This is a genomic window from Streptomyces sp. Ru71, assembly GCF_002920535.1.
Classification (GTDB): Bacteria; Actinomycetota; Actinomycetes; order Streptomycetales; family Streptomycetaceae; genus Streptomyces.
Genome location: NZ_PQSS01000104.1, coordinates 1 through 23,711, shown reverse-complemented (window position 1 = coordinate 23,711; position 23,711 = coordinate 1). Strand labels below are relative to the sequence as shown.

The 23,711-nt window shown below is 72.8% G+C and carries 23 protein-coding genes; 15 read left to right on the top strand and 8 right to left on the bottom strand.

Annotated elements, in window-relative coordinates; translation table 11 throughout:
• Window positions 1-677 (top strand): DUF3048 C-terminal domain-containing protein (locus C3489_RS34820; RefSeq protein WP_103786135.1); only part of this gene is annotated, 677 nt, incomplete at its 5' end.
• A 31-nt stretch (window positions 678-708) separates the two neighbouring features.
• On the opposite strand, the gene C3489_RS34815 is transcribed toward C3489_RS34820, so the two are convergent.
• Window positions 709-1,176 carry a MarR family winged helix-turn-helix transcriptional regulator gene (locus tag C3489_RS34815; protein WP_103786133.1) on the bottom strand — a complete coding sequence of 156 codons (468 nt, stop codon included), beginning with the start codon at window positions 1,174-1,176 and terminating at the stop codon, window positions 709-711.
• A 183-nt stretch (window positions 1,177-1,359) separates the two neighbouring features.
• On the opposite strand from C3489_RS34815, the gene C3489_RS34810 reads away from it, so the two are divergent.
• From C3489_RS34810 to C3489_RS34775, 8 genes are all read left to right on the top strand, one after another.
• Window positions 1,360-2,115 carry a CoA transferase subunit A gene (locus C3489_RS34810; RefSeq protein WP_103786132.1) on the top strand — a complete coding sequence of 252 codons (756 nt, stop codon included), beginning with the start codon at window positions 1,360-1,362 and terminating at the stop codon, window positions 2,113-2,115.
• Window positions 2,115-2,759, top strand: coding sequence for a CoA transferase subunit B (locus C3489_RS34805; protein WP_103786131.1), 645 nt, complete (start codon window positions 2,115-2,117; stop codon window positions 2,757-2,759). The genes C3489_RS34810 and C3489_RS34805 overlap by 1 nt, the downstream gene beginning before the upstream one ends.
• Window positions 2,756-3,958, top strand: coding sequence for a thiolase family protein (locus C3489_RS34800; RefSeq protein WP_103786130.1), 1,203 nt, complete (start codon window positions 2,756-2,758; stop codon window positions 3,956-3,958). The genes C3489_RS34805 and C3489_RS34800 overlap by 4 nt, the downstream gene beginning before the upstream one ends.
• Before the next feature lie 17 nt (window positions 3,959-3,975).
• The gene (gene pcaH / locus C3489_RS34795; protein ID WP_103786129.1) at window positions 3,976-4,749 is read left to right on the top strand and encodes a protocatechuate 3,4-dioxygenase subunit beta; all 774 of its coding nucleotides are present in this window, start codon (window positions 3,976-3,978) and stop codon (window positions 4,747-4,749) included.
• Window positions 4,750-4,753: 4 nt separating this feature from the next.
• Entirely contained in the window at window positions 4,754-5,356 is a 603-nt protein-coding gene (pcaG, locus tag C3489_RS34790; RefSeq protein WP_103786128.1) for a protocatechuate 3,4-dioxygenase subunit alpha, read from the top strand.
• Window positions 5,353-6,687, top strand: coding sequence for a 3-carboxy-cis,cis-muconate cycloisomerase (gene pcaB / locus C3489_RS34785; protein ID WP_103786127.1), 1,335 nt, complete (start codon window positions 5,353-5,355; stop codon window positions 6,685-6,687). Before pcaG ends, pcaB begins: the two co-directional genes overlap by 4 nt.
• Window positions 6,684-7,805, top strand: a complete 1,122-nt coding sequence (gene pcaD, locus C3489_RS34780) for a 3-oxoadipate enol-lactonase (RefSeq protein ID WP_103786126.1) — start codon at window positions 6,684-6,686, stop codon at window positions 7,803-7,805. The genes pcaB and pcaD overlap by 4 nt, the downstream gene beginning before the upstream one ends.
• A 70-nt stretch (window positions 7,806-7,875) precedes the next feature.
• Entirely contained in the window at window positions 7,876-8,667 is a 792-nt protein-coding gene (locus C3489_RS34775) for an SDR family NAD(P)-dependent oxidoreductase (RefSeq protein ID WP_103786125.1), read from the top strand.
• Window positions 8,668-8,718: 51 nt separating this feature from the next.
• On the opposite strand, the gene C3489_RS34770 is transcribed toward C3489_RS34775, so the two are convergent.
• Entirely contained in the window at window positions 8,719-11,409 is a 2,691-nt protein-coding gene (locus C3489_RS34770; protein ID WP_103786124.1) for an AAA family ATPase, read from the bottom strand.
• A 331-nt stretch (window positions 11,410-11,740) separates the two neighbouring features.
• Here C3489_RS34770 and C3489_RS34765 point away from each other — a divergent pair, with 331 nt between their 5' ends.
• On the top strand, window positions 11,741-12,934 hold the full coding sequence (locus C3489_RS34765) for a DUF2510 domain-containing protein (RefSeq protein WP_103786123.1): 1,194 nt from the start codon (window positions 11,741-11,743) through the stop codon (window positions 12,932-12,934).
• Between the two features lie 150 nt (window positions 12,935-13,084).
• Here C3489_RS34765 and C3489_RS34760 read toward each other — a convergent pair whose 3' ends face one another.
• Window positions 13,085-13,699 carry a TetR/AcrR family transcriptional regulator gene (locus C3489_RS34760; protein WP_103786122.1) on the bottom strand — a complete coding sequence of 205 codons (615 nt, stop codon included), beginning with the start codon at window positions 13,697-13,699 and terminating at the stop codon, window positions 13,085-13,087.
• A gap of 164 nt (window positions 13,700-13,863) precedes the next feature.
• Here C3489_RS34760 and C3489_RS34755 point away from each other — a divergent pair, with 164 nt between their 5' ends.
• A complete protein-coding gene (locus tag C3489_RS34755; protein WP_103786121.1) occupies window positions 13,864-14,682 on the top strand; it encodes a phosphatase PAP2 family protein in 819 nt (272 codons plus the stop codon).
• A complete protein-coding gene (locus C3489_RS34750; RefSeq protein ID WP_103786120.1) occupies window positions 14,679-15,629 on the top strand; it encodes a hypothetical protein in 951 nt (316 codons plus the stop codon). The genes C3489_RS34755 and C3489_RS34750 overlap by 4 nt, the downstream gene beginning before the upstream one ends.
• Before the next feature lie 44 nt (window positions 15,630-15,673).
• Here C3489_RS34750 and C3489_RS34745 read toward each other — a convergent pair whose 3' ends face one another.
• A complete protein-coding gene (locus C3489_RS34745; RefSeq protein WP_103786119.1) occupies window positions 15,674-16,519 on the bottom strand; it encodes a phospholipid scramblase-related protein in 846 nt (281 codons plus the stop codon).
• A gap of 52 nt (window positions 16,520-16,571) precedes the next feature.
• A complete protein-coding gene (locus C3489_RS34740; RefSeq protein WP_103786118.1) occupies window positions 16,572-18,623 on the bottom strand; it encodes a phosphocholine-specific phospholipase C in 2,052 nt (683 codons plus the stop codon).
• Between the two features lie 282 nt (window positions 18,624-18,905).
• On the opposite strand from C3489_RS34740, the gene C3489_RS34735 reads away from it, so the two are divergent.
• Genes C3489_RS34735 through C3489_RS34730 form a run of 3 tightly spaced genes read left to right on the top strand, consistent with a single transcriptional unit; the run spans window position 18,906 to window position 21,066 of the window.
• On the top strand, window positions 18,906-19,976 hold the full coding sequence (locus C3489_RS34735; RefSeq protein WP_103786134.1) for an aromatic ring-hydroxylating dioxygenase subunit alpha: 1,071 nt from the start codon (window positions 18,906-18,908) through the stop codon (window positions 19,974-19,976).
• Window positions 19,973-20,137, top strand: coding sequence for a hypothetical protein (locus tag C3489_RS38885; protein WP_181139966.1), 165 nt, complete (start codon window positions 19,973-19,975; stop codon window positions 20,135-20,137). Before C3489_RS34735 ends, C3489_RS38885 begins: the two co-directional genes overlap by 4 nt.
• Window positions 20,134-21,066, top strand: coding sequence for a PDR/VanB family oxidoreductase (locus C3489_RS34730; protein WP_103786117.1), 933 nt, complete (start codon window positions 20,134-20,136; stop codon window positions 21,064-21,066). Before C3489_RS38885 ends, C3489_RS34730 begins: the two co-directional genes overlap by 4 nt.
• Window positions 21,067-21,071: 5 nt before the next feature.
• On the opposite strand, the gene C3489_RS34725 is transcribed toward C3489_RS34730, so the two are convergent.
• From C3489_RS34725 to C3489_RS34715, 3 genes are all read right to left on the bottom strand, one after another.
• The gene (locus C3489_RS34725; protein WP_103786116.1) at window positions 21,072-21,887 is read right to left on the bottom strand and encodes an ABC transporter permease; all 816 of its coding nucleotides are present in this window, start codon (window positions 21,885-21,887) and stop codon (window positions 21,072-21,074) included.
• 14 nt (window positions 21,888-21,901) lie between these two features.
• On the bottom strand, window positions 21,902-22,795 hold the full coding sequence (locus C3489_RS34720) for an ABC transporter permease (RefSeq protein ID WP_103786115.1): 894 nt from the start codon (window positions 22,793-22,795) through the stop codon (window positions 21,902-21,904).
• A 3-nt stretch (window positions 22,796-22,798) separates the two neighbouring features.
• The coding region (locus C3489_RS34715; RefSeq protein WP_103786114.1) for an extracellular solute-binding protein at window positions 22,799-23,711 on the bottom strand (913 nt) is incomplete at its 5' end.

Genomic DNA, 23,711 nt, shown 5'->3' with positions numbered 1-23,711 from the left:
TGCCGTCCGTGGTGGGCCCGGTGCGCAGCGCCCGCGAGTCCGATCTTGAGCTGCTGCGCCAGTTCGACCGGCCCACCCTCGCCTTCTCCGGCGCCCAGAGCAAGCTGCTGCCCCTGATCGCCCGGGCCCCGCTGCGGGCGGAGACGCCCGGCCGGACCAGGGGCGCCTTCGAGCGCGGACCGGGCCGCCCGGCCCCGCACAACCTCTTCCTGCGCCCGCGCGCCCTGCTGAAGGACGAACCCGGCGCGACGGCGCTGACCACCGGCTTCCGCTACGGCCCGGCACCCACGGCCGGTCACCCCCTGGCGTCACGCACGGTGCGTTACCCGGCCTCCCGGTTCACCTTCACCTGGTCCCCGAGCCGGCACCGCTATCTGGTCGCGATGGACGGCACGCCCGCCATGACGACCGATGCGGGACCGCTGACGGCGGCGACGGTCGTCGTGCAGTACGTCAAGGTGCGCGCCTCCGACTTCCACGACTTCCTCGGCCACGCCACGCCGTACACGGAGACGGTCGGCTCGGGCGCGGCGACGGTGATGCGCGACGGGCGGGCGTACCGGACCACGTGGAAGCGTCCGACGGCCACCCAGGGCACGCGGTTCGAGACGAACGACGGCAAGCCCATGACCTTCGCCCCGGGACCGGTCTGGGTGGTCTTCGCCAAGGCCGCCTGACCGGCACGCGCCCCGGGTGCGGGCCGCACGGTCAGGGCTGCGACGCGGCCACCGGTTCCCCGGGGTTGCGCAGCCCCTCGGCCGCGTCGGCCACGCGCCGGATCAGGTCGAGGAAGAGGGTCTGCTCCTCTGCGGACAGGGGCGCGAGGAAGACCTGGTTCATCCGCGCGGTGCGCACGGTCAGCCTGCGGTGGGTGCGCAGGCCCTCATCCGTCGGGCGCAGCAGGGACCGGCGGCCGTCCTGCGGGTCGCGCACCTTGTCGATCAGGCCGCGGCGGCTGAGCCGGCTGATCACCTCGGCGATGGTGGAGCGGTCCAGCCCGACCCGCTCCCCCACCGTGCGCTGGTCCAGCCCGGGCTCGCCGACGAGGGCGTTGAGCACCGCGAACTGGGGCGAGGTGATCTCCTCCGAGACCATGGTGTTCCAGAGCAGGTAGTGGGCCTGCTGGAGCCGCCGGGCGAGGTGCCCGGGATGGGTCGAGAGGTCCACCGCGGCCATGTGCGCTCCCGTAGTCGTTTTCGTTGGTGTACTGAACGATACCCTCCACGGACCCCACTGTCTGCGCCCACTTCTCTCCTATCCCTACAGCTCTTGACGGTTTGGCCGTCCGGTGGCAGCGTGAGGAGCACCTCGCTGAAATACTCAGTGCGCTGAGTAAATGGAAGAGATGGGGCTTCACGGATGGACAAGGTGGTCGCCTCGGCACAGGCGGCGGTGGCCGATGTGCCGGACGGCGCGTCGCTCGCCGTCGGCGGGTTCGGACTCAGCGGCGTGCCCAATGTGCTGATCCAGGCGCTGTACGAGCGCCGGGTCGGCGGGCTGTCGGTGGTGTCGAACAACTGCGGTGCGATGGACACCGGTCTCGCGGTGCTGCTGGCGGCCGGCCGGATCGCCCGGGTGACCGGCTCCTACATCGGCGCCAACAAGGAGTTCGCCCGGCAGTACCTGGCCGGGGAGCTGGAGGTGGAGCTGATCCCGCAGGGCACGCTGGCGGAGCGGCTCCGCGCAGGCGGGGCGGGCATCCCCGCGTTCTACACGCCGGCCGGGGTGGGCACGCAGGTCGCCGAGGGCGGGCTGCCCTGGCGCTACGACGGCTCCGGCGGCGTGGCGCTGGCCTCGCCGGCCAAGGAGGTCCGGGAGTTCGACGGCACCGAGTACGTGCTGGAGCGCGGCATCCGCACCGACTACGCACTGGTGCGGGCGGCCAGGGGCGACCGGCACGGGAACCTCGTGTTCAACAAGTCCACCCGGAACTTCAACCCGCTGGCCGCGATGGCCGGACGGGTGACCATCGCGGAGGTGGAGGAACTGGTCGAGCCCGGCGCCATCGACCCCGACGCCGTGCACCTGCCGGGCATCTTCGTGCAGCGGGTGGTGGCCCTGACGCCCGCTCAGGCGGCGGACAAGAAGATCGAGCAGCGGACGGTGAGCAGCTGATGGCCTGGACACGCGAGCAGATGGCCGCCCGGGCCGCGCGCGAGCTGCACGACGGGCAATACGTCAATCTCGGCATCGGGCTGCCCACGCTGATCCCGAACCATCTGCCCGAGGGCGTCGAGGTGATCCTGGAGTCGGAGAACGGCATCCTGGGCACCGGCCCCTACCCCACCGAGGACCAGGTCGACCCGGACCTGATCAACGCCGGCAAGGAGACGGTCACCGTCCTGCCGGGCGCCTCCTTCTTCGACTCGGCGCTGTCCTTCTCGATGATCCGCGGCGGGCACATCGACGTCGCGGTGCTCGGCGCGATGCAGGTCTCCGCAGCCGGTGACCTGGCCAACTGGGCCGTCCCCGGCAAGCTGGTCACCGGCATCGGCGGGGCGATGGACCTGGTGCACGGGGCCCGCACGGTGATCGTGGTGATGACCCACACCGCCAAGGACGGCTCACCGAAGATCGTCGACGAGTGCACGCTGCCGCTCACCGGCAAGGCGTGTGTGAACCGGGTGATCACCGACCTGGGCGTGATCGACGTGACCGCCGAGGGGATGGTGCTGACCGAGGTCGCGCCCGGCGTGGCCGTGGACGAGATCGTCGCCAGGACCGGAGCCAAGCTGACCGTCGCGGAGGACCTGCTGTGAACACCGTGTACATCGTCGACGCCGTCCGCACCCCGATCGGCCGCTACAACGGCGGCCTCGCGTCGGTGCGCCCGGACGACCTGGCCGCCCATGCCCTGCGTGAACTGCTCGCCCGTACGCCCGAGCTGGACCCGTCCCGGATCGAGGACGTCTACTTCGGCAACGCCAACGGGGCAGGCGAGGAGAACCGCAACGTCGGCCGGATGGCCGCCCTGCTCGCCGGGCTGCCCACCTCGGTCCCCGGCGTCACCGTCAACCGGCTGTGCGCCTCGGGCCTGGAGGCCGTGATCCAGGCCGCCCGCGCCATCGCCGCCGGCGACGCCCACATCGCCGTCGCCGGCGGCGTGGAGTCGATGACCCGTGCCCCGTACGTGCTGCCCAAGAGCGACAAGCCCTTCCCCGCCGCCCACACCGAGCTGTACTCCACCACGCTGGGCTGGCGCATGGTCAACCCGCGGATGGACCCGCAGTGGACCGTCCCGCTGGGCGAGTCGGCCGAACTGATCGCCGACAAGCACAAGATCAGCCGCGAGCAGCAGGACGAGTTCGCGCTGGCCTCGCACCGCAAGGCGGCCGCCGCGCAGCAGCAGGGCCTGTTCGACGCCGAACTCGCCCCCGTCCCCGTGCCGCAGCGCAAGGGCGACCCCGTCGTCTTCGCCGCCGACGAGTGTGTGCGCCCGGACGCCTCGCTCGCCGCGATGGCGAAGCTCAAGCCGTCCTTCCGCAAGCAGCACGGCACGGTCACCGCCGGCAACGCCTCACCGCTCAACGACGGCGCGGCGGCCCTGCTGCTGGTCGACGAGGAAGGCCTGAAGGCCACCGGCCGCGACCCCCTCGCCCGCATCTCGGCGAGCGGGGTCAGCGCGATCGACCCGCACTATTTCGGGCTCGCTCCCGTCGAGGCCGTCAACCGCGCCCTGGCCAAGGCGGGCAGGACCTTCGCGGACCTGTCGGTCCTCGAACTGAACGAGGCCTTCGCCGCCCAGGTGCTCGGCTGCGTCGCCGAATGGCCCGAGTTCGACCCGGCGGTCCTCAACCCGCAGGGCGGCGCCATCGCCCTCGGCCACCCCCTCGGCGCCTCCGGTGCCCGCCTCGCCGGCACCGTCGCCCACCAGCTCGCCCGCCGGGGCTCCGGCACCGGCGTCGCCACCCTCTGCATCGGCGTCGGCCAGGGCCTCGCCCTCGTCCTCGAACGTTAGGAACCCGGGGAATCCCCATGCCTCTCACGCAGCACGACATCGACCAGGAGATCGCGACCGAGCACGCCGCGTACGAGAAGCGCCTCGCCGACGGCGCCCCCGTGGAGCACCACCCGCGGCGCGACTACGCCCCCTACCGCTCCTCCGTCCTGCGCCACCCCAAGCAGCCACCCGTCACCATCGACGTCGCCAAGGACCCGGAGCTGGTGGAGCTGCACTCCCCCGCCTTCGGCGAGCGGGACATCACGGAGATCGACAACGACCTGACCCGGCAGCACACCGGCGAGCCGGTCGGCGAGCGCATCACCGTCTCCGGGCGGCTGCTCGACCGCGCCGGGCGCCCGCTGCGCGGTCAGCTGATCGAGATCTGGCAGGCCAACTCCGCCGGCCGCTACGCCCACCAGCGCGAGCAGCACGACGCGCCGCTCGACCCGAACTTCACCGGCGTGGGCCGCACCCTCACCGACGCCGAGGGCCGCTACCACTTCACGACGATCCAGCCGGGCCCCTACCCGTGGCGCAACCACGTGGGCGCCTGGCGCCCCGCGCACATCCACTTCTCCCTTTTCGGCACGGCGTTCACCCAGCGGCTCGTGACACAGATGTACTTCCCGAACGACCCGCTCTTCCCCTACGACCCGATCCTGCAGTCGGTGACGGACGACGCCGCCCGGCAGCGGCTGGTGGCGACCTACGACCACGGTCTGTCGGTACCGGAGTTCTCCCTCGGCTACCGCTGGGACATCGTGCTGGACGGCCCGAACGCCACCTGGATCGAAGAAGGACGCTGACCCGATGACGAAGATCGACACGAGCAGGCCGGAAAGCGTGCTGCCCACCCCGTCGCACACGGTCGGCCCCTTCTACGGGTACGCGCTGCCCTTCCGCGGCGGCGAGGAGATCGCCCCGCTCGGCCACCCGGACACCATCACGATCCACGGGTACGTCCTCGACGGCGAGGGCGAGCCCCTGCCGGACGCGTTCGTCGAACTGTGGGGCCCGGACCCGCAGGGGAACGTCCCGCAGGTGGACGGCTCGATGCGGCGCGACCCGGCGACCGGCGGCCATCTCGGCCGCAACGGCGTGGAGTTCACCGGCTGGGGCCGGATGCAGACGGACGCGAACGGCCACTGGTACGCCCGCACGCTGCGGCCCGGCGCCCGCGGGCGCAGCGCGCCGTACGTGAGCGCGTGCGTGTTCGCCCGGGGTCTGCTGGTGCACCTGTTCACCCGGATCTACCTGCCCGGCGACGACGCCGCGCTCGCCGCCGACCCGCTGCTCGCCCAGGTGGGCGACCGGCGCGACACGCTGATCGCCCAGGACGAGGGCAACGGGACGTACCGTTTCGACATCCGCCTTCAGGGCGAAGGCGAGACGGTCTTCCTGGAGTTCCAGTGACATCCGAGGCAACCGACACCGGCCTGCTCGCCCCCGGGTGGGCCGGCTCCCCGGCGGCCGCGGCGACCGGCGACACCGCGTTCCTGCGCGCGCTGCTCGACGCCGAGGCCGCCCTCACCCGCGCCCAGGCCGCTCTCGGGCTGGCCCCGCAAGGCGCCGCCGACGCGGTGACCGAGGCGGCGGCCGACACGGACGCCTTCGACGTCGCCTCGCTCGCCGAGCGGGCCCGGGGCGGCGGCAACCCGGTGATCCCGCTGGTCGCCGATCTGACGAAGGCGGTCGGCGAGGAGTACGGCCCCCATGTGCACCGGGGCGCCACCAGCCAGGACATCATGGACACCGCGGCGATGCTCGTCGCCGCCCGCACCCTGGACCTCGTCCTCGCCGACCTGGCCCGCACCGAGCGGGCGCTGGCCCGGCTCGCGGCCGAGCACCGGGACACGCCGATGCCGGGGCGGACCCTCACCCAGCACGCCGTGCCGACGACGTTCGGCCTGAAGGCGGCCGGCTGGCGCTCGCTCGTCCTCGACGCCCGCGACCGGGTCGCGGCCGTACGGGACGACCTGCCCGCCCAACTCGGGGGCGCGGCGGGCACGTTGGCGGCCTTCACCGCGTACGGCGCCCAGGACGCGACCGCGCTGCCCGCCGCCTACGCGCGGGAACTCGGCCTGGCGGAACCGCTGTTGCCGTGGCACACCCTGCGCACGCCGGTCGCCGACCTCGCCGGGTGCCTGGCCTTCACGGCCGGCGCGCTGGGCAAGGCGGCGGTGGACGTGCTCACCCTGTCCCGCACCGAGATCGGCGAGGTGGCCGAGGGCAGCGGGGGCGGCTCCTCCGCCATGCCGCACAAGGCGAACCCGGTGCGCGCCACGCTGGTCGCGTCCGCCGCCCGGCGTGCCCCGCAGCTCGCGGCCACGCTGTACGGCGCGATGGCGGCCGAGGACGAGCGGCCGGCCGGGGCCTGGCACGCGGAGTGGGAGCCGCTGCGGGAGCTGCTGCGCCTGGTGGGCGGGACGGCCCGGAACGCCGCCGAACTCGCCGAAGGGCTGAGGCCGGCGCCGGACGTCATGCGCGCCCACCTCGGCCTCACCCACGGCCTGATCGTCTCCGAGCGGCTGTCCGCCGAACTCGCCCCGCTGCTCGGCCGCGCCCGGGCCAAGGAGCTGCTCACCACGCTCGCCCGCCGCGCCACGGCGCAGGACCGCCCGCTCGCCGAACTGCTCGCCAAGCAACCGGACTTGAGGGACGTCGACCTGGACGACCTGACCGACCCCACCCGTTACACCGGCTCCGCGGGAGCCCTCACCGACCGTGCGCTGGAGCGACGTTGACCGAGAAACTCCTCAACCACCTCATCGAAGGCCCCGCTTCCGCTCCCCCGCTGCTGCTCGGACCCTCGCTCGGCACGTCGTACGCCCTGTGGGACGCCGTCGCGCCCGAGCTGTCCATCGGGCACCGGGTGGTCCGCTGGGATCTGCCCGGGCACGGCGGCTCGTCCGCCGACCTGATCGGGCCGGGCGCCACCGTCGGCGATCTCGCCGCTCTGGTGCTGGAGCTGGCCGACTCGCTCGGCATCGAGCGGTTCGCGTACGCCGGCGTCTCGCTGGGCGGCGCGGTCGGGCTGCACCTCGCCGTGCACCACCCCGAGCGGCTCTCCTCCCTGGCCGTGATCTGCTCCTCCGCGCACTTCAACGGCGCCATGCCCTGGCAGGAGCGGGCCGAGCGGGTGCGGAAGGAAGGGCTCGACTGGCTGGTGGAGAGCGCGGACGCCCGCTGGTTCACCCCCGGTTTCAGCGTGCCGCGCCTGGTACGGGACCAGGCCGAGGCCGATCCGCAGGCGTACGCCGCCTGCTGCGACGCGCTCGCCGCGTTCGACCTCACCGGCAAGCTCGCCGGGATCTCCGTACCGACCCTGCTGGTGGCCGGCCGGGAGGACCCGGCGACACCGCCCGCGCATCTGCGGGAGATCGCGGACGCCGTGCCCGGCTCCACCCTGGTGGAGCTGCCCGGGGCCTCGCACCTGGCGCCCGCCCAGTGCCCGCGGGCGGTGCTCACCGCGCTGCGCGCGCACCTCGGCGACGGGGCGGCCCGGCTCGGCATGGCCGTACGGCGTGAGGTGCTCGGTGACGCGCACGTGGACCGGGCGCAGCAGCGGCAGACGCCGTTCACGGCGCGGTTCCAGGACTTCATCTCCCGGTACGCCTGGGGCGAGATCTGGACGGATCCGACGCTGTCCCGGCGCGAACGCAGCATGATCACGCTGACCGCGCTGGTGGCGCACGGCCACTACGACGAGCTGGCAATGCATGTGCGGGCGGCGCGGCGCAACGGGCTCACGCCGGAGGAGATCGGCGCGGTCCTGCTCCAGACGGCCGTGTACTGCGGGGTGCCGGCGGCGAACTCGGCGTTCGCGGCGGCCCAGCGGGTGCTCGCGGAGGAGCAGGGCTGAGGGTGTCCTCGCTGGTCGTAGGCTCGACGGCACCTCCCACCCGTGGGGGCCGTCCGCCTACGGTGGGAGCATGTCCACTGTTCTGATCACCGGAGCCACCTCGGGGCTGGGCCGGTACGTCGCCTTCGAGCTGGTACGCGCCGGGCACCGCGTCCTCGCCCACGGCCGGGACGCGGGCCGCACCGAGCGGCTGGTCGCCGAGCTGCGCGCGGAGGGCGACGCCGAGGGCTTCGTCGCCGATCTGGCCTCGCTGGCGCAGGTGCGGGAGCTGGGCGCGCGGGTCGCCGCCGCCCGCCCGGAGCTCGATGTGCTGATCAACAACGCGGGTGTGGGCTCCGGTGCGCCGGGCAGCGGCCGGGAGGTGAGCGCCGACGGGCACGAGCTGCGCCTGGCGGTCAACTACCTGGCGCCGGTGGCCCTGACCCGCGCGCTGCTGCCGGTGCTGGAGCGGAACACCCCGGCCCGGATCGTCAACGTCGGCTCGGCCGGGCAGGAGCCCCTCGACCCCGACGATCCCGAGCTGACCCGCCGCTACAGCGGGACCTCGGCCTACTGCCGCAGCAAGTTCGCGCTGGCCGCGCACACCTTCACGCTCGCCGAGGAGCTGGCCGGGACCGGGGTCGCGGTGAACGTGCTGCACCCCGCGACGTACATGGACACCGCGATGGTCCGCGAGGCCGGCGTCTCGCCGTGGAACTCGGTCGCGGACGGCGCGGCGGGCGTGCTCGCCCTGGCCACCGGGGACGCCGGGAGCGGCGGCTACTACGACGGCACCCGTCCCGCGCGGGCGCACGCGTCGGCGTACGACCCTCGGGTGCGGGAGCGGCTGGCCGCGGTGACGGAGCAGCTGCTCACGATGTGACCCGGGCTGCCCACCGGCGCCCCGGGCCGCTCACTGGTGCCCCCGCGCCGCTCACGAGGTGACCCCGCTCAGTCCCCGGACCGTCTCCAGCTCCCGCGTCGCGCGCTCCACCAGCCCGTCCGCGCCGCACGAGCGCGCCAGCGCCAGGCCGCGCTCCAGCTCGGGCTCGGAGCGGGCGAGGACGCCGTGCTCGATGCGGGCGGCGGCGTGCTCGTACTGGGCGGGCGAGGCCTCCAGGTACTTCACCGCCTGCGCGGCCAGGTCGACGGCGCGGCGGCCGGTCTCCAGGGCGGCCGCGCAGCGCAGGGCCTCGCCGATGGCGGTGTCCGTACCGAACCGCTCGGCGTGCCGGCGCATGTCTGCGGCGAGCCGGGCCGCGCGGGCCGGGTCCTCGGCGGCCAGGGCCCGGGCCAGATCGCCCGCGAAGGGCACCATCACGGGGTTGTGGTGGCCGCGCGCGGCGGCCGCCTTCTCCGCGGCCTCCAGTTCGTTGACGCCGTCCTTGGTGCGGCCGACGGCGAGCAGCAGCCGGCCGCGCAGGGAGCGCGGGTCGGGCAGCACGATCGTGGACGGGTAGGGCGGGGCGAAGCCGTACTGTTCGGCGACCGCCCAGGCCTCCTGGACATGGCCGCGGGCGAGGAGGGTGTCGACCAGGTTGCAGGTCGCCGACCAGTACAGGGGCAGGCCGCGGCCGACGCGTTCGGCGAGCCGCAGGGCCTCGCGCAGGGAGACCTCGGCCTCCCGCAGCCGGCCGCGCCTGCGGTGCCCGAAACCGACGTAGGCGTGGGCGAGGGCGAGGTGGCCGCCGCTCCAGCCCGCGCTCTCGTAGGCGCGCAGGGCGTCGGTGTAGAGGGCCTCGGCGCGGTCGAGACGGTCGGTGTAGGCGTAGGCGCCGGCCAGCATCATCAGCAGCTCGATGCCCCACTCGGCGTCGGTCCAGCCGAGTCCGGGGGCGAGGCGGCCGTTGACGAGGGCGCGGTCGCACAGCTCGACGACCTCCTCGGCGTTCTCGCCGCGAGACATGGCGTCGAAGCCGCGCAGGATGAGCAGGGCGCGCTCGGAGTTGTCGCGTCCGGTGCAGTTGCGGGCGTGTTCGGCGAGGCGTTCGGAGCGGCCGGGCACGGGTGCCTCGCCGGCGTGGATGCCCTCCCACATGTACTGCACGGCCTGCAGGCGCAGTTTCGCCGGGCCCTGCGGCAGCCGGGCGGCCTCGGCCTCGACGGTGCGGACGGCCTCCTCCAGCTGGTCGTTGTGGAGCAGGGCCTGGGAGAGGCGTACGACGGCGTCCACCCGGGCGTCGGCGCCGAGACCCGGCAGGGCGAGGGCCTGCCGCAGATGGCCGATGGTCTTGGCGGGGCCGGTGAGCAGCGTGGCGCAGCCGAGTTCGAACAGGACGCGCGCCTGCACCTCGGGCAGCGGGGGCTCCTCCAGGGCGCGTTCCAGGCAGCGGCGGGCGGCGTCGGGGGCGCCGACGGCGAGGTGTTCGCGGGCGGCCTCGCGCAGCTGCTCGACGAGTTCCTCGTCGTCGTCCGGGTGGACCTGCAGGAGGTGGCGGGAGGCGGCGGCCGGACCGAGGCCGAGGTCGGTGACGAGCTGGGCGGCTATGCCGTGCATGGCGCGGCGCAGGGCGTCCGGGATGGAGTTGTAGACGGCGGTGGCGATGAGCGGGTGGACGAACTCCAGGGCGTCGCCCGCCGGGCCGGCCGCCCGGTCCGAAGCGGTCAGGATACGGGCGTTCTTGAGCAGTTCGGCGCAGCGGACGGCCTGCTCGCGCCCCATCGTGACGAGCCCGGCGACCAGGTCGACGGTGACGGCGTCGCCGAGGATGGCGGCGGCCCAGGCGAATCGGGTGGCGTCCACGCCGAGTTGTTCGAGGCGGGCGACGAGTCCGCCGCCGCGGGCGGAGCGGTTGAGGTCGCGCAGTTCGGCGGCGGAGGACTCGGTCGGCACGAGTTCGCTGTCGCGGACCTTGGCGAGGAGTTCGACCGTCTCGTAGGGGTTGCCGCCGGTGACGGCCCACACCTCGCGGCAGAAGGGGTCGTCGGCGTGCGGTCCGAGGGCGGTGCGGGTGAGGCCGGCGACGGCGTCCGGGGTGAGGGCGTTCAGGACGGCGGCGGGCTGCCCGGCGGCCGTGACCGCGTCCAGCAGACGGGCGCTCTCCCCGCCGATGTCGCCGGGCCTGCGCGCGACGACCACGAGGACGGGCAGGTCGTCCAGGCGCTCGGTGAACGCGGCGAGCCAGCGCAGCGTCTCCTGGTCGGCCCAGTGGGCGTCGTCGATGAGCAGAACCAGCGGCCAGTCCCGGGTCGCCAGGCGGCGCACGGCGGCGACGAGTCCGTCGCACACGCCCTGCGGGTCGGCGTGCCGCTCCCCCGGCTCCGCTATGCCGAGGGCGGGTCCGGCGATGTCGTACCAGTCGCCGAGGTACTCGCGGGCCTCCTCGGGCAGCATCGAGACCAGGGCGGGCTGCAGCAACTGCCGTACGACGTTGAAGGGGACGGAGCGCAGGGTCTCGCCGCCGCGGGCCGACCAGACGGTGCAGCCGCGGGCCTCGGCGATCCGGCGGGTCTCGGCCAGCAGCGCGGTCTTGCCGAGGCCGGCCTCGCCGCGGATCACCAGCAGGGTGCCGGAGGTCGACTGGTCCGCTGACAGGGTGTCGACCGCCTGTACGACAGCGGCGATCTCCCGGTCCCGCTCCCACAGGGAAGCCGAGGCGGCCGGTGTGGACCGTACCTCCGTCATCCCGCTACCTCCCCAAGTCGCCCGAATGACGTACCGACGTCGAGCCTAGCCCCCTCGGCGACCGGACGGAGGACCGTCGCGGCAGGTGTTGCCGTGAAGGGTGAAAGGGAGTAATGGACACCGCGCCGCGGGGCCTGCGGTGGGCGAGGGCGGCGTCAACGTGGCGGGCCCTCCCAGAAATTGACGGAGGATCGCCCGGGCTTTGACGCCGGGGGCTGTTCGTCGCCCGCAGGGCCGGGGCCGGGGCGGTCCGGTCGTCGGGTTCCGGCCGGACATGGGTCAGGGCGGGGGTTCTCATCGGGCTTTCAGCCTGGGCTCATACGGTGGGGGCATGACGCAGGTGACTCCTCCCGGGTGGTACCCCGACCCCGGACAGCACAGTGACGGTCCCGCCACCGAGCGCTGGTGGGACGGCGGGGCGTGGACGGACCGCATCCGCCCGGCGGGAACGGCCGCCGCCTGGGGCCCCCCGGCCGACGGTCCGGGGACACCGGCCCGGCCCGGCCCGGCGGAGCAGCCGGACCGGCCGGCCGACGAGACAGGGCAGCCGACTTCAGCCGATCAGCATCCCAGTCCCGCCGGGCAGCCGGAAGCACCGTCGGGCCGGCCCGTCACACACCCGGGGCAGCCGGGGCAGCCCGCCGCACAGCCGGGGTACGCCGGGCAGGCGGTCCCCTTCGGGCAGCCGGGATACGCCGGTCAGCCCGGATATGCCGCGCAGCCCGGATACCCGGTCTATCCGCCGCACCCCGGGTATCCGGGGCAGCCTGACACCCGGCGGGGGCGGCGGGGGCTGCGGATCGGGGCGGCCGTCGTCGCTGCCGTCGCCGTGCTGGCCAGCATCGGGGTCGGGGTGTACGCCCTGACCAAGGGCGACGACAGCGGCACCCGGCGCACCGATGCCCAGCAGCAAGGACAAGGGCAGGCGCCGGGGCCGGACGGTCGTGGGGGCGGTGAGCCGTCGGCGCCTCCCGGTGGGAGCGAGGCGCCGAAGATCGACAGCGGGTCGGCGACCGACGCGGCCAGCGGCATCAGCCTGCCCATCCCGGACGGCTGGTACGGCCAGGAGTACAACGGGGGCGCCGCGCTGAGCTCCGACTCCTCGTATCCGTGCCCCGGCGACACCACCGCGACCTGCACCAAGGGCGGCGCCTTCTCCGCGCCCGCCGCGCTGCTGCGCGCCCAGGGCGACACTCCGGAGAAGGTGGCCAAGGAGGACATCGCGAAGAACGCGGAGCAGTCCTACGGCGGTGCCACCTACGGCGCGATCACCTCGCACCAGGTGCTGGCCTCGAAGGCGGTCACGGTGGCCGGGCAGAAGGGCTACCTGGTGCGCTGGAAGGCGGTCACCAGCAAGGGCGCCGACGGCATCGTGGAGTCCCTGGCGTTCCCCTCCCCCGCCAGCCCCCGGATGATCGTCCTGGTCCGCTTCGGCGTGGACGCCGACCAGCCGGTGTCGGTCATCGACCGGATCACCCAGGGGATCAAGCAGGCCAGTGGCGGGGGCAACGGGCAGAGCGTCTGACCCCGCCCCGCGGACAGCACGACGGCCGGGTGGGACCCCCTCCGCTCAAGAGGGGCCCCACCCGGCCGGGGGGTGCGCGCCGCCCCCGTCCCCACGGTGCGGCGCGGTCAGGTCACCGTCCAGTCATCCCGTGGACGGCGGCCTGGGTCTTCAGTTCAGGCCCAGTGCAGGGAGCACGACGGCCTCCACGAACCGGACCAGATAGTCGGAGTCGGCGTACTGCCCGTCGATGACGGGCCGCACCCGCAGCACTCCGTAGAGCTGGACCGGGACGAACTCCAGCGCCGGATGGTCCGCGGCGATCTCGCCGCGTTCGACACCCCGGCGCAGGATGTCGCGCAGCGCCTCCATCTCCGGCTCGACGAGCGCCTCGCGCAGCGCCATCCGCAGTTCCTGGTCCTGCATCACCGCGTGCCCGAGCGCCTGGAGCAGGCTGGTGTCCGGGCCGGACCATGCCCCGGCCTGCCGGGCGGCCTCCCGCAGGTCCTCGGCGACCGACCCCGTGTCGATGCCGGCGAACCGGCAGGCCCGGTTGGAGCGCAGCGCCGCCGCCACGAACTGCGGCTTGGTCTTCCACTGCCGGTACAGCGTGGACTTGCTGCACCGGGTGCTGGCCGCGACGCCCTCCATGGTGACGGCGTCGTACCCGCACGCGCGGATCTGGTCGAGGACGGCGTCGAAGAACTCCTGCTCGCGCTCGGGCGTGAGCTTGGAGCGGCGCGACGCGGCGGCCGTCTCGGGGCCGTCCGCGGCCTGCGACGTCATCGGGTCTTCACCTCGCTGGGATCCGTGGGGCGCTGTCTTCCAGTGTGTCGTACTTCAATCGATACGCCAGTGTACCGGTACTCGACCGTATCGGTACACTGGCGTATCGGTACGCAGTCGTATCGATGAGAACCACGCACCACCGTCAGCGAGGGGGCCGGGGGATGAACGCCCGCACCGAGCCTGGAGAGGCCGAGGAACCCGACGAGGGCGATGTCGGCCGGATATCCCGGCGACCGCCGCTCCTGCGCGAGCTGCTGCTCGTCGCCGGGCTCTTCCTCGTCTACAAGTTCGGCCGGCAGCTGGCCACCGGCCACACCGGCGAGGCCTTCCGCAACGCCCGCCACGTGTGGGACCTGGAGCGGACCCTGCATCTGCCGGGCGAGGGCTCGGTGCAGTCGCTGCTGCTGCACGGCGACACCCTGATCCACCTCGCCAACACCTACTACGCGACCGTCCACTTCCCGGTCACGGCCGCGTTCCTGATCTGGCTGTACCTGCGCCGCCCGGCCCACTACGTCTGGTCCCGCCGGGTACTGGCCGTGGTCACCGCGGCGGCGCTGGTGCTGCATCTCACGTTCCCGCTCGCCCCGCCCCGGATGCTGGCCGCGACCGGACTGATCGACACCGCCCGGGTCTACGGCCCCTCGGTGTACGGGCCGCCGCAGACCGACCACCTCTCCAACCAGTTCGCGGCGATGCCCTCGCTGCACTTCGGCTGGGCGCTGATGGTGGCGATCGGGCTCATCGCCGCGACCCGGTCCCGCTGGCGCTGGCTGTGGCTGGCGCACCCGCTGCTGACGCTGCTGGTGATCGTCGGCACCGCCAACCACTACTGGCTGGACGCGATCGTGGCCACGGCCCTGCTCGGCCTCACCCTCGCGGTGATCCATCCGCCGCACCGGACGGCGACGACCGCCGGGCGGGGGCGCGAGCGGCTGCTGCCGACCGAGGAGCGCGAGCTGGCGGGGGTGGCCCGATGAGCGCCGCGCTGATCGCCGTCGTGCTGTCGCTGTTCTCCGCCGTCGCCTACGCGGCCGCGGCCGTGGCCCAGGAGCGGCTGGCGGCCCGGTCGGCCGGCGCCGGGCTGCTGCGTCTGCTGGCGAGCGGCGCCTGGTGGGGATCGGTCCTGCTGAACGCGGGCGCCGCGCTGCTGCACGTCGTGGCCCTGAAGTACGGCCCGCTGACGGTCGTCCAGCCGCTCGGGGCGCTGACCCTGGTGGCGGCGGTGCCGCTGGGCGCGCGGATGGCGGGGCGCCGGGTGAGCGCGATGGAGTGGCGGGGCACCGGCTTCACCCTGCTCGGGCTGGGCGCGATCCTCGTCACCGCGTCGGGCCCGGCGCCGGACGATGTGCTGAGCGTGCCGGAGGCGCTGGCCGTCGCCGGTGCCACGGCGGCGCTGATCGGCACGCTGTCCTGGCCGGGATCCCGGCCGGGGCTGCGGCACGCGACGGCGTCCGGGGTGGCCTCCGGCGTGGCGTCGGCGCTGACCCAGACGGTCACGGTGGCCGCCACCGACCACACCGGTCCGCTGCTGAGCATGCAGGTGATCGGGGTGGCGGTGCTGGTCGCCGGGTTCGCGACCGGCGGGCTGCTGCTGTCGCAGACCGCCTACCGGGGCGGGCTCGGCGCTCCGCTGGCGGTGGTGACGCTGGCGAACCCGGTCGCCGCCGCGGCGATCGGCACGGCCCTGCTGGGCGAGCGGCTCCAGGGCGGCGTCCTCGGCGTCCTGCTGGCGCTGGCGGGCGCGGGCTGCGCCGCCTGGGGCGTGGTGCTGCTGTCCCGGGTGGCCCCGCAGCCGGCCCCGGAGCCGAGCCCGGCACCGGATGCCGAGGAGCACCCGGTCGCGGCCGTCCTCGCCCTGGACCCCGGGGCGGCCACGGCGGTGCCCCGGCCGACGAGCGAACCGGGGCACCTCACACCGCTGTGAGAACCGCTGCCAGAATCGTGTGAGAACCGATGGGCGCGCGGGCCTCAGCCGAGGCCGCGCGCGTCCTGCTTGAGGGCGGTGTCGACGGTCAGCGCCGTCGCGACGACCAGGCTCAGCAGCGGGTCGGGCAGCTGATAGTGGATCTGCAGGACGTAGTTGTCCGCGGTCGTGAACATCGTCTTGGCGAGGCCTTCCCAGGTCTTCGTGATCCGGGCCACCTCGTTCTCCGCGTGGTCGACGATCGCGAAGTTCCACGCCCGCCAGTTCTCCGCCTTGATGGCGCCGACCTTCTGGCCGTTCACCATCATCGCGAAGTTGATCTTCCCGAAGACGTTCTGCTGGACGATCTCGCCGACCGGCGTGCCGTCCGGGCGCTCGACGATCACCCGGGACTTGAAGATCTTGCCCGGGCGGGTGAGCAGCAGGACCGGCTGGCCGTAGCCGTCGCGGATCTCCAGCTTGATCTTCATGAACTGGTCGATGCTGTACAGGAAGCGCAGGATCTTGCGCAGCACGCTCTGACCGACCTGGACGACCGCGCCGATCTCCCGGCCGTGCTGGTCCATGACCTTGTACTCGTTGGTCAGCTCGATCAGCTTGGCCTTCTGGTTCACCACCAGGACCGGCTCGGAGAACAGGGTCCCGCCGCCGGCGCCGCCCGCGGCGACGCCGGCCTGCTGCTGGACCTGGCGCTGGACGCGCGGGTCGGGACCGGCCGGCTGCGCCGGCACGTGCGGCGCGGCCGGGGCCTGCATCTGAGCCTGGGCCTGACCCTGCTGGTCGGCGTGGGTGTGCTCGGTCCACTGGGTACCGTCCCAGTACCGCAGGGTCTGGGGTGCCCCGTGCGGATCGGGGTACCAACCCGCGGGTGTGTTCGATTGCGTGGTCACCGGGGCACACTATCGCGCACCCGCCGGAACGCAACCGTCGTCCGAGCGCCCGTCAGACCGTCGCGATGGCGGGGTCGCTGACGCCAGGTCGACCATTTTCGACATGTCCGGCAAACCGTCGCACATAGGACGCGTCGGCGTCGGAGGTCACGGTCAGGTCGTACCAGCGCCGGCTCGCCGTGAGGTCGACGAGCTGCTTGACGGTGGCGCCCGCACGCACGCTCACCGTGCGCTTGGCGCCGGTGTAGCCGTCGGCGACCGTCAGACGGACGGCGCCGGAACCGGAGTTGGTGAAGGTCAGCTCCACCTCATCTCCGCTGTACCGGGCGGTGACCTCGGGTCCCGCGACCTTGTTGCGGCCCTTGAAGGAGCGCAGGAAGCCGTTCGGGCCGTGCACGGTGAGGTCGTAGGAGCCGGCCGAGTACGCCGAGTTCCAGGTGTCGGCGAGGGACTTCCCGGCCTCGGTGGTGTACGTCCAGGGGCCGTCGGTGCGGTTGCCCGAGGTGACCAGGAAGGCCGCGCCGGCGGCGGCACCGGAGGCGAAGGTGAGGGTGAACTTGCCGCCGGCGGCGTCGACCGAGCCGTCCACGGCGGGGGCGTACTTCAGCGGGCGGGTCGGGCGCAGGCCGCGCTCCTGCTTGGGCAGGACGCCCTTGGCCGGCGGGGTGGGCTTGTAGTCGGGGTGGCGCTCGCGGTCCGGCGGCTCGTAGCCGGCGGTGTCCGGCAGGCTGACCGGCGTGGTGTCCTTGCGGGAGAAGTCGAACGCGGAGGTCAGGTCGCCGCACACGGCCCGCCGCCAGGGCGAGATGTTCGGCTCGCGCACGCCGAAGCGGTTCTCCATGAACCGGATGATGGAGGTGTGGTCCAGCGTCTCGGAGCAGACGTAGCCACCCTTGCTCCACGGCGAGACCACCAGCATGGGCACGCGCTGGCCGAGTCCGTAGGCACCGGCGACATGACCGGCGTCCCCCTTGAACACGTCGAGGCTCGCGTCGACCGTGGACCTGCCCTGGGCGGCGGAGCCGGGCGGGAACGGCGGTATCAGGTGGTCGAAGAAGCCGTCGTTCTCGTCGTAGGTGATGAACAGGGCCGTCTTCGCCCACACCTCCGGGTTGGAGGTGAGCGCGTCCAGCACCTGGGAGATGTACCAGGCGCCGTAGTTCGCGGGCCAGTTCGGGTGCTCGGTGAACGCCTCGGGGGCGACGATCCAGGACACCTGCGGCAGCCGGCCGGCGGCCACGTCGGCCTTCAGCTGGTCGAAGTAGCCCTCGCCCTTGCGGTAGTCGGTGCCGGTGCGGGCCTTGTCGTACAGCGGGTCGCCGGGCTGTGCGCCCCGGTACTGGTTGAAGTACAGCAGCGCGTTGTCGCCGTAGTTGCCGCGGTAGGCGTCCGAGATCCAGCCCCAGCTGCCGTTCGCGTCGAGGCCGTCGCCGACGTCCTGGTAGATCTTCCAGGACACCCCCGCCCGCTGCAGGCGCTCGGGGTACGTCGTCCAGCCGTAGCCCTTCTCGTCGTTGCCGAGGACCGGGCCGCCGCCGGTGCCGTCGTTGCCGACGTAGCCGCTCCACATGTAGTAGCGGTTGGGGTCGGTGGAGCCCATGAAGGAGCAGTGGTAGGCGTCGCAGACGGTGAAGGTGTCGGCGAGCGCGTAGTGGAACGGGATGTCGTCGCGGGTCAGGTACGCCATCGTCGTGGCGCCCTTGGCGGGCACCCATTTGTCGTACTTGCCCCCGTTGAAGGCGGAATGCGTGTCGTTCCAGCCGTGCGGGAGGTCCTGGATGAACGCCATGCCGAGGTCGTCGGCGTCCGGGTGGAAGGGAAGGATGTCCCTGGTGCCGTCGGACTGCTGCCAGACGGTTCTGCCGCTCACCGGACTGGCCGGGCGCGGGTCGCCGAAGCCGCGGACTCCCGCGAGGGTGCCGAAGTAGTGGTCGAAGGACCGGTTCTCCTGCATGAGGACGACGACGTGCTCGACGTCCTCGATGGACGCCGTGCGGTGGTTCGCCGGGAGGGCGGCCGCGCGCTGGATGCTGGCGGACAGCGCGGTGAACGCCGTGGTGGCGCCCGCGAGTTGAAGGAAGCGACGCCGGTTCACTTCGGGCATGGGTGACAAACCTCTCGTCCTGGCAGCGGCAACTGGCCGGTGAATGACGGAATGTGCGCGGAGCGAGTGTTCCAAGAGCATCAAACGTCAGGGAAGGGTCTGGTGGCACTCATGTGAACTCATCGCTACGCGAGGGGTGCACAACCGGCCATGAGCACGCGCGCGTGCGCGCCTTCCGTCTGGCGGAAGCGGCCTTGCCCGGCTGTGCCGGCCGTCACGACGCTGTCCCACGACGACGGCACGCGGGGCGAGCACGGCCCCGCCGACAGCAACGGGAGCGCCATGCCGCACATCACCGCCTTCGCCAGGAACCAGTGGTACGTCGCCGCCTACAGCCACGAGGTGGGCCGGGAACTGCTCGGCCGGACGGTGCTCGGGGAGCCGCTCGTGCTCTACCGCACCGAGGCGGACGGCACCCCGGTCGTGCTGCACGACCGCTGCGTGCACCGCCGCTATCCGCTCTCCGAGGCCCCGACCCGGCTCGACGGCGACCGGATCGTGTGCGGCTACCACGGGTTCACCTACGACACGACGGGCACCTGTGTGTCCGTGCCGGGCCAGCGGCGCGTCCCGCGCACCGCGCGCGTGGCGTCCTACCCGGTGGTGGAGCAGGACTCGCTGGTGTGGGTGTGGATCGGCGACCCGGCGCTCGCCGACCCGCGGGCCATCCCGCGGGCGCGGCACCTGGACTCCCCCTGCTGGGTCACCGTACGCGGCATGGAGCCCATCGACTGCGACTACGGCCTCCTCGTCGACAACCTCCTCGACCTGTCCCACGAGACGTATCTGCACGGCGGCTACATCGGCACGCCCGAGGTGGCGGAGACGCCGATCACCACCGAGGTCGACGAGGGCGCCGGGATCGTCCGGGTCAGCCGGCACATGGACGACGCCGAATGCCCGCCGTTCTACGCCAAGTCGACCGGCATCCAGGGCCGGATCTCGCGGTGGCAGGACATCGAGTACCACGCGCCCTGCCTGTACCTGCTGCACAGCCGGGTCGCGCCCGTCGGCGTGCTGCCCGAGCCGGACGGCGGCGACCCGCACGGCTTCCACACCGAGATCACGTACTGCATCACGCCGTCCGGGGACGGCACGGTGTACGACTTCTGGGCGGTGTCCCGGGACTGGGCGACCGACGACGCCGAGGTCACCGAGTTCCTGCGCGGCAACAACCACACCGTCGTGATGCAGGACGTCACCGCGCTCGCCCTGCTCCAGCGCACCCTGGGCACGGAGCGCACCGGCTACCAGGAGCTGAGCATCAACCTCGACACCGGTGGCCTGGCCGCCCGCCGCATCCTCGCCCGGCTCATCGAGGAGGGCGCCGAGCCGGTGGGGACGGCCCGGTGAGCGCGCCGGCGAAGGAGGTCTACCGCATCGAGTGGGTGCCCGGCACCGACACCCTGCACGGCACCTGCCACTGCGGCCGTGAGCACACCGGCCAGGACCCGGTCGAGATGTGGGCGTGGCTGCTGGACCACCCGCACCGCATTCAGGAGAGCACGTCATGACCGCAGAGTTCGAACTCCTCGTCACGCGGCGGGAGCCGGCCGCCGACGCAGTGGTCGCGCTCACCCTGCGCCATCCGCTGGGCGAGCCGCTGCCGTCCTGGGAGCCCGGCGCCCACGTCGACGTCGTCCTCGCGGCGGGCCTGGAGCGGCAGTACTCCCTGTGCGGCGACCCGGCGGACCGCACCGCCTGGCGGATCGCGGTGCTGCGGGAGGCCGCGGGGCGGGGCGGATCGGCGTATGTGCACGACGAGCTGCGGCAGGGGGACAAGGTGCGGGTGCGCGGGCCGCGCAACCACTTCCGGCTGGAGCCCGCGCCCCGCTACCGGTTCGTCGCGGGCGGTATCGGCATCACGCCCCTGCTGCCGATGCTGGCCGCCGCCGAGGCGTCCGGCGCCGACTGGTCCCTGCTGTACGGCGGACGCACCCGCGCCTCCATGGCGTTCACCGAGGAGCTTCAGCGCTACGGCGACCGGGTCACCCTCGCCCCGCAGGACGAGACGGGGCTGCTGAACCTGGACCGGGTCCTGGACGGCGTCCCCGACGGCACCCTGGTGTACTGCTGCGGTCCGGGGCCGCTGCTGGACGCCGTCGAGGAGCGCTGCCCAGCGGGGATGCTGCGGGTCGAGCGGTTCCGCCCGAAGGAGCAGGCGGCCGGTGCGGACGAGGAGTTCGAGGTCGTCCTCGCCCGCAGCGGCCGTACCCTCACCGTCGCGCCGGAGGTGTCGGTGCTGGACGCGGTGCGCGCGGCCGGGGTGGAGGTGCTGTACTCCTGCGCCGAGGGGACGTGCGGCACCTGTGAGACGGATGTGCTGGAGGGCTCCCCGGAGCACCGGGACTCCGTCCTCACCGAGGAGGAGCGTGCGGCGGGCGACACGATGATGATCTGCGTGTCCCGGTGCCGGGGCGCCCGGCTGGTGCTGGATCTGTAAGAGGCTCAGACCCTGCTGCCCGTCGCCGTGTCGGCGGACAGCCGCTGGGCGACGTAGATCGGGATGACGGAGAGCAGGACCAGTACCGCCGCGACCACGTTCACCACCGGGGCCTGCTGCGGGCGGGTCATGTTCTCGAAGATCCACAGGGGCAGCGTCTGGATGCCCGGTCCGGCGGTGAACGTGGTCACCACGATCTCGTCGAAGGACAGCGCGAACGCCAGCAGTCCGCCCGCCAGCAGCGCGGTGCGCACCAGTGGGAAGGTCACGTCGGCGAAGGCACGGAAGGTGTGCGCGCCGAGGTCGGCCGCGGCCTCCTCGTACGACCCGGAGGTGCGCCGCAGGCGTGCCACCACGTTGTTGAACACCACGACGATGCAGAAGGTGGCGTGTCCGACGACCACGGTGAACAGGCCGAGGCCCACCCCGAGCGGCTCCAGCACGGTGGAGAAGGCGGAGTTCAGGGCGATGCCGGTCACGATGCCGGGCAGCGCGATCGGCAGCACGACCACGAACGACAGCGCGTCACGGCCGAAGAAGCGGTACCGGGCGACGGCGAAGGCGATCAGCGTGCCGAGCACCAGCGCGACGGCGGTGGCACCGAGGCCGGCCTTCACCGACGTCCACAGGGCGGCGCGGGCACCGGAGTTGTCCCAGGCGGCCGACCACCAGTGCAGCGTCAGCCCGGACGGCGGCCAGCTCGCGCTGCGGTCCGGGTTGAAGGAGTTGGCCAGGACCAGCAGCAGCGGCACGTAGATCACCGCGAAGCCGAGCCCGGCGGCGACGCGCAGCGCGATGCGCGCGGAACGGGACAGTTGCACGAGCCAAACCCCCTCTACAGGCTGCTGAGCGCACCCGTGCGGCGCATGGCCAGCAGGTACAGCACGATGACGACGACCGGGACCGTGCCGAGGGCCGCGGCCATGGGCAGGTTGAGTTCGATGTTGGAGTACACGAGGTTGCCGATCAGTTGCGTCTTGCCGCCGACGATCTGCACGGTGATGTAGTCGCCGAGGCTGAGCGAGAAGGTGAAGACGGACCCGGCGGCCACCCCTGGCAGCACCATCGGCAGCACCACCGACCGGAAGGTCCGCCAGGGCCGCGCCCCGAGGTCGGCGGAGGCGTCCAGCAGCCCGCCGGGCAGCTGTTCCAGCGCGGTGTGGATCGGCAGGATCATGTACGGCAGCCACAGATACGTCAGGGTCAGCACCGTGGCCGGCAGCCCGAACCCCGGTCCGGACAGCCCGAAGGGCTTCAGCATCCAGTCGGCGAGGCCGCCCTCGGACAGGATCAGCCGCCAGGCGTACACCTTGACCAGGTAGCTCGCCCACAGCGGGGTGAGGATCGCGACCACCAGCAGCGGACGCCACTTCGGCCGGGCGACCCGGGCGGTGTAGAAGGCGACCGGGAAGGCGATCACCGCGCACAGGGCGGTGACGGCGAGCGCGACGCCGATGCTGCGGACGATCACCTGGCGGAAGACCGGCGTGGTCAGCAACTCGTGGAAGTTGTCGGTCGAGAAGACCTTCACGACCTGCGAGGTGAAGGAGTCCGTGGTCCAGAACGCGGAGACGAACAGCACGGTGAGCGAGCCGAGGTAGAGCACGGCCAGCCACAGCAGCGGGGCGGTCAGCAGCAGGCCGAGGCGCAGCCGGGGGCGCCGGTGCAGCGCCCCGGCGAGCCGCCGGACGGTGCCCGGTCCGGCGGCGTCGGGGGTGACGGCGGTCATGGCTCAGCCCTTGATCTCGGTCCAGGCCTGCACCCACTTGGCGTACGGCACGCACTTGACGTCCGTGCGGCCGTCCAGGCACTGCTCGATGGGCGTGTTCCAGAAGGCGATCTTCTTCCAGTAGCCCTCGTCGGCGGCGTGGTACACGGTGCAGAAGTTCTTGTCGCTGGTGACGGCGCACGCCTTGGAGTTGGCCGGGGCCTCCCCGAAGTACTCGGCGACCTGGGCGTTGACCTTGGGCGAGACGATCCAGTCGAGCCACTTGTAGGCGCAGCTGGGGTGCTTGGCCCTGGCCGAGACCATCCAGGTGTCGGACCAGCCGGTGGAGCCCTCCTCGGGCACGAACGCCTTGACCTTGGCGCCCTCGTCGGCGGCGAGGTTGGCGATGACCTGCCAGGTGGTGCCGACGACCGAGTCGCCGCTCTTGAAGGCGGAGACCTCCTTGAGGTAGTCGCTCCAGTACTCGCCGACGCTCGCGTTCTGCCGCTTCAGCAGGGCGACGGCGGCGTCGAACTGCTTCTGGTCCAGCGCGTACGGGTTGGTGATCTTCAGCTCGGGCCTGGTGGCCTTCAGGTACAGGGCGGCGTCGGCGATGTAGATGGGCGAGTCGTACGCCGTGACATGGCCCTTGTACCTGCCGGCGTCGTCGAAGACGGCGGACCAGGAGGTGGGGGCGGGGCTGACCTTCTGGGTGTTGTACATCAGCAGGTTGGCGCCGCGGCCGTGCGGGATGCCGTACATCGTGCCGTCGACGGAGTTCCAGGCGCCGTTCTTCAGGCCGCTGAAGATGTCCTTGTAGTTCGGGACGAGGTCGGTGTTGACGGGGGCGGCGTCGCCGGAGGCGATCAGGCGCAGGGAGGCGTCGCCGGAGGCGGAGACGGCGTCGTACTCGCCGGTCTTCATCAGCTTGACCATC

Bases quoted from the DNA above. Each gene is read 5' to 3' on its own strand.
- C3489_RS34815 (WP_103786133.1), bottom strand. From the start codon at position 1,176: ATGGCCGCGGTGGACCTCTCGACCCATCCCGGGCACCTCGCCCGGCGG.
- C3489_RS34810 (WP_103786132.1), top strand. From the start codon at position 1,360: ATGGACAAGGTGGTCGCCTCGGCACAGGCGGCGGTGGCCGATGTGCCG.
- C3489_RS34805 (WP_103786131.1), top strand. From the start codon at position 2,115: ATGGCCTGGACACGCGAGCAGATGGCCGCCCGGGCCGCGCGCGAGCTG.
- pcaH (WP_103786129.1), top strand. From the start codon at position 3,976: ATGCCTCTCACGCAGCACGACATCGACCAGGAGATCGCGACCGAGCAC.
- pcaG (WP_103786128.1), top strand. From the start codon at position 4,754: ATGACGAAGATCGACACGAGCAGGCCGGAAAGCGTGCTGCCCACCCCG.
- C3489_RS34775 (WP_103786125.1), top strand. From the start codon at position 7,876: ATGTCCACTGTTCTGATCACCGGAGCCACCTCGGGGCTGGGCCGGTAC.
- C3489_RS34770 (WP_103786124.1), bottom strand. From the start codon at position 11,409: ATGACGGAGGTACGGTCCACACCGGCCGCCTCGGCTTCCCTGTGGGAG.
- C3489_RS34765 (WP_103786123.1), top strand. From the start codon at position 11,741: ATGACGCAGGTGACTCCTCCCGGGTGGTACCCCGACCCCGGACAGCAC.
- C3489_RS34760 (WP_103786122.1), bottom strand. From the start codon at position 13,699: ATGACGTCGCAGGCCGCGGACGGCCCCGAGACGGCCGCCGCGTCGCGC.
- C3489_RS34755 (WP_103786121.1), top strand. From the start codon at position 13,864: ATGAACGCCCGCACCGAGCCTGGAGAGGCCGAGGAACCCGACGAGGGC.
- C3489_RS34750 (WP_103786120.1), top strand. From the start codon at position 14,679: ATGAGCGCCGCGCTGATCGCCGTCGTGCTGTCGCTGTTCTCCGCCGTC.
- C3489_RS34740 (WP_103786118.1), bottom strand. From the start codon at position 18,623: ATGCCCGAAGTGAACCGGCGTCGCTTCCTTCAACTCGCGGGCGCCACC.
- C3489_RS34735 (WP_103786134.1), top strand. From the start codon at position 18,906: ATGCCGCACATCACCGCCTTCGCCAGGAACCAGTGGTACGTCGCCGCC.
- C3489_RS34730 (WP_103786117.1), top strand. From the start codon at position 20,134: ATGACCGCAGAGTTCGAACTCCTCGTCACGCGGCGGGAGCCGGCCGCC.
- C3489_RS34720 (WP_103786115.1), bottom strand. From the start codon at position 22,795: ATGACCGCCGTCACCCCCGACGCCGCCGGACCGGGCACCGTCCGGCGG.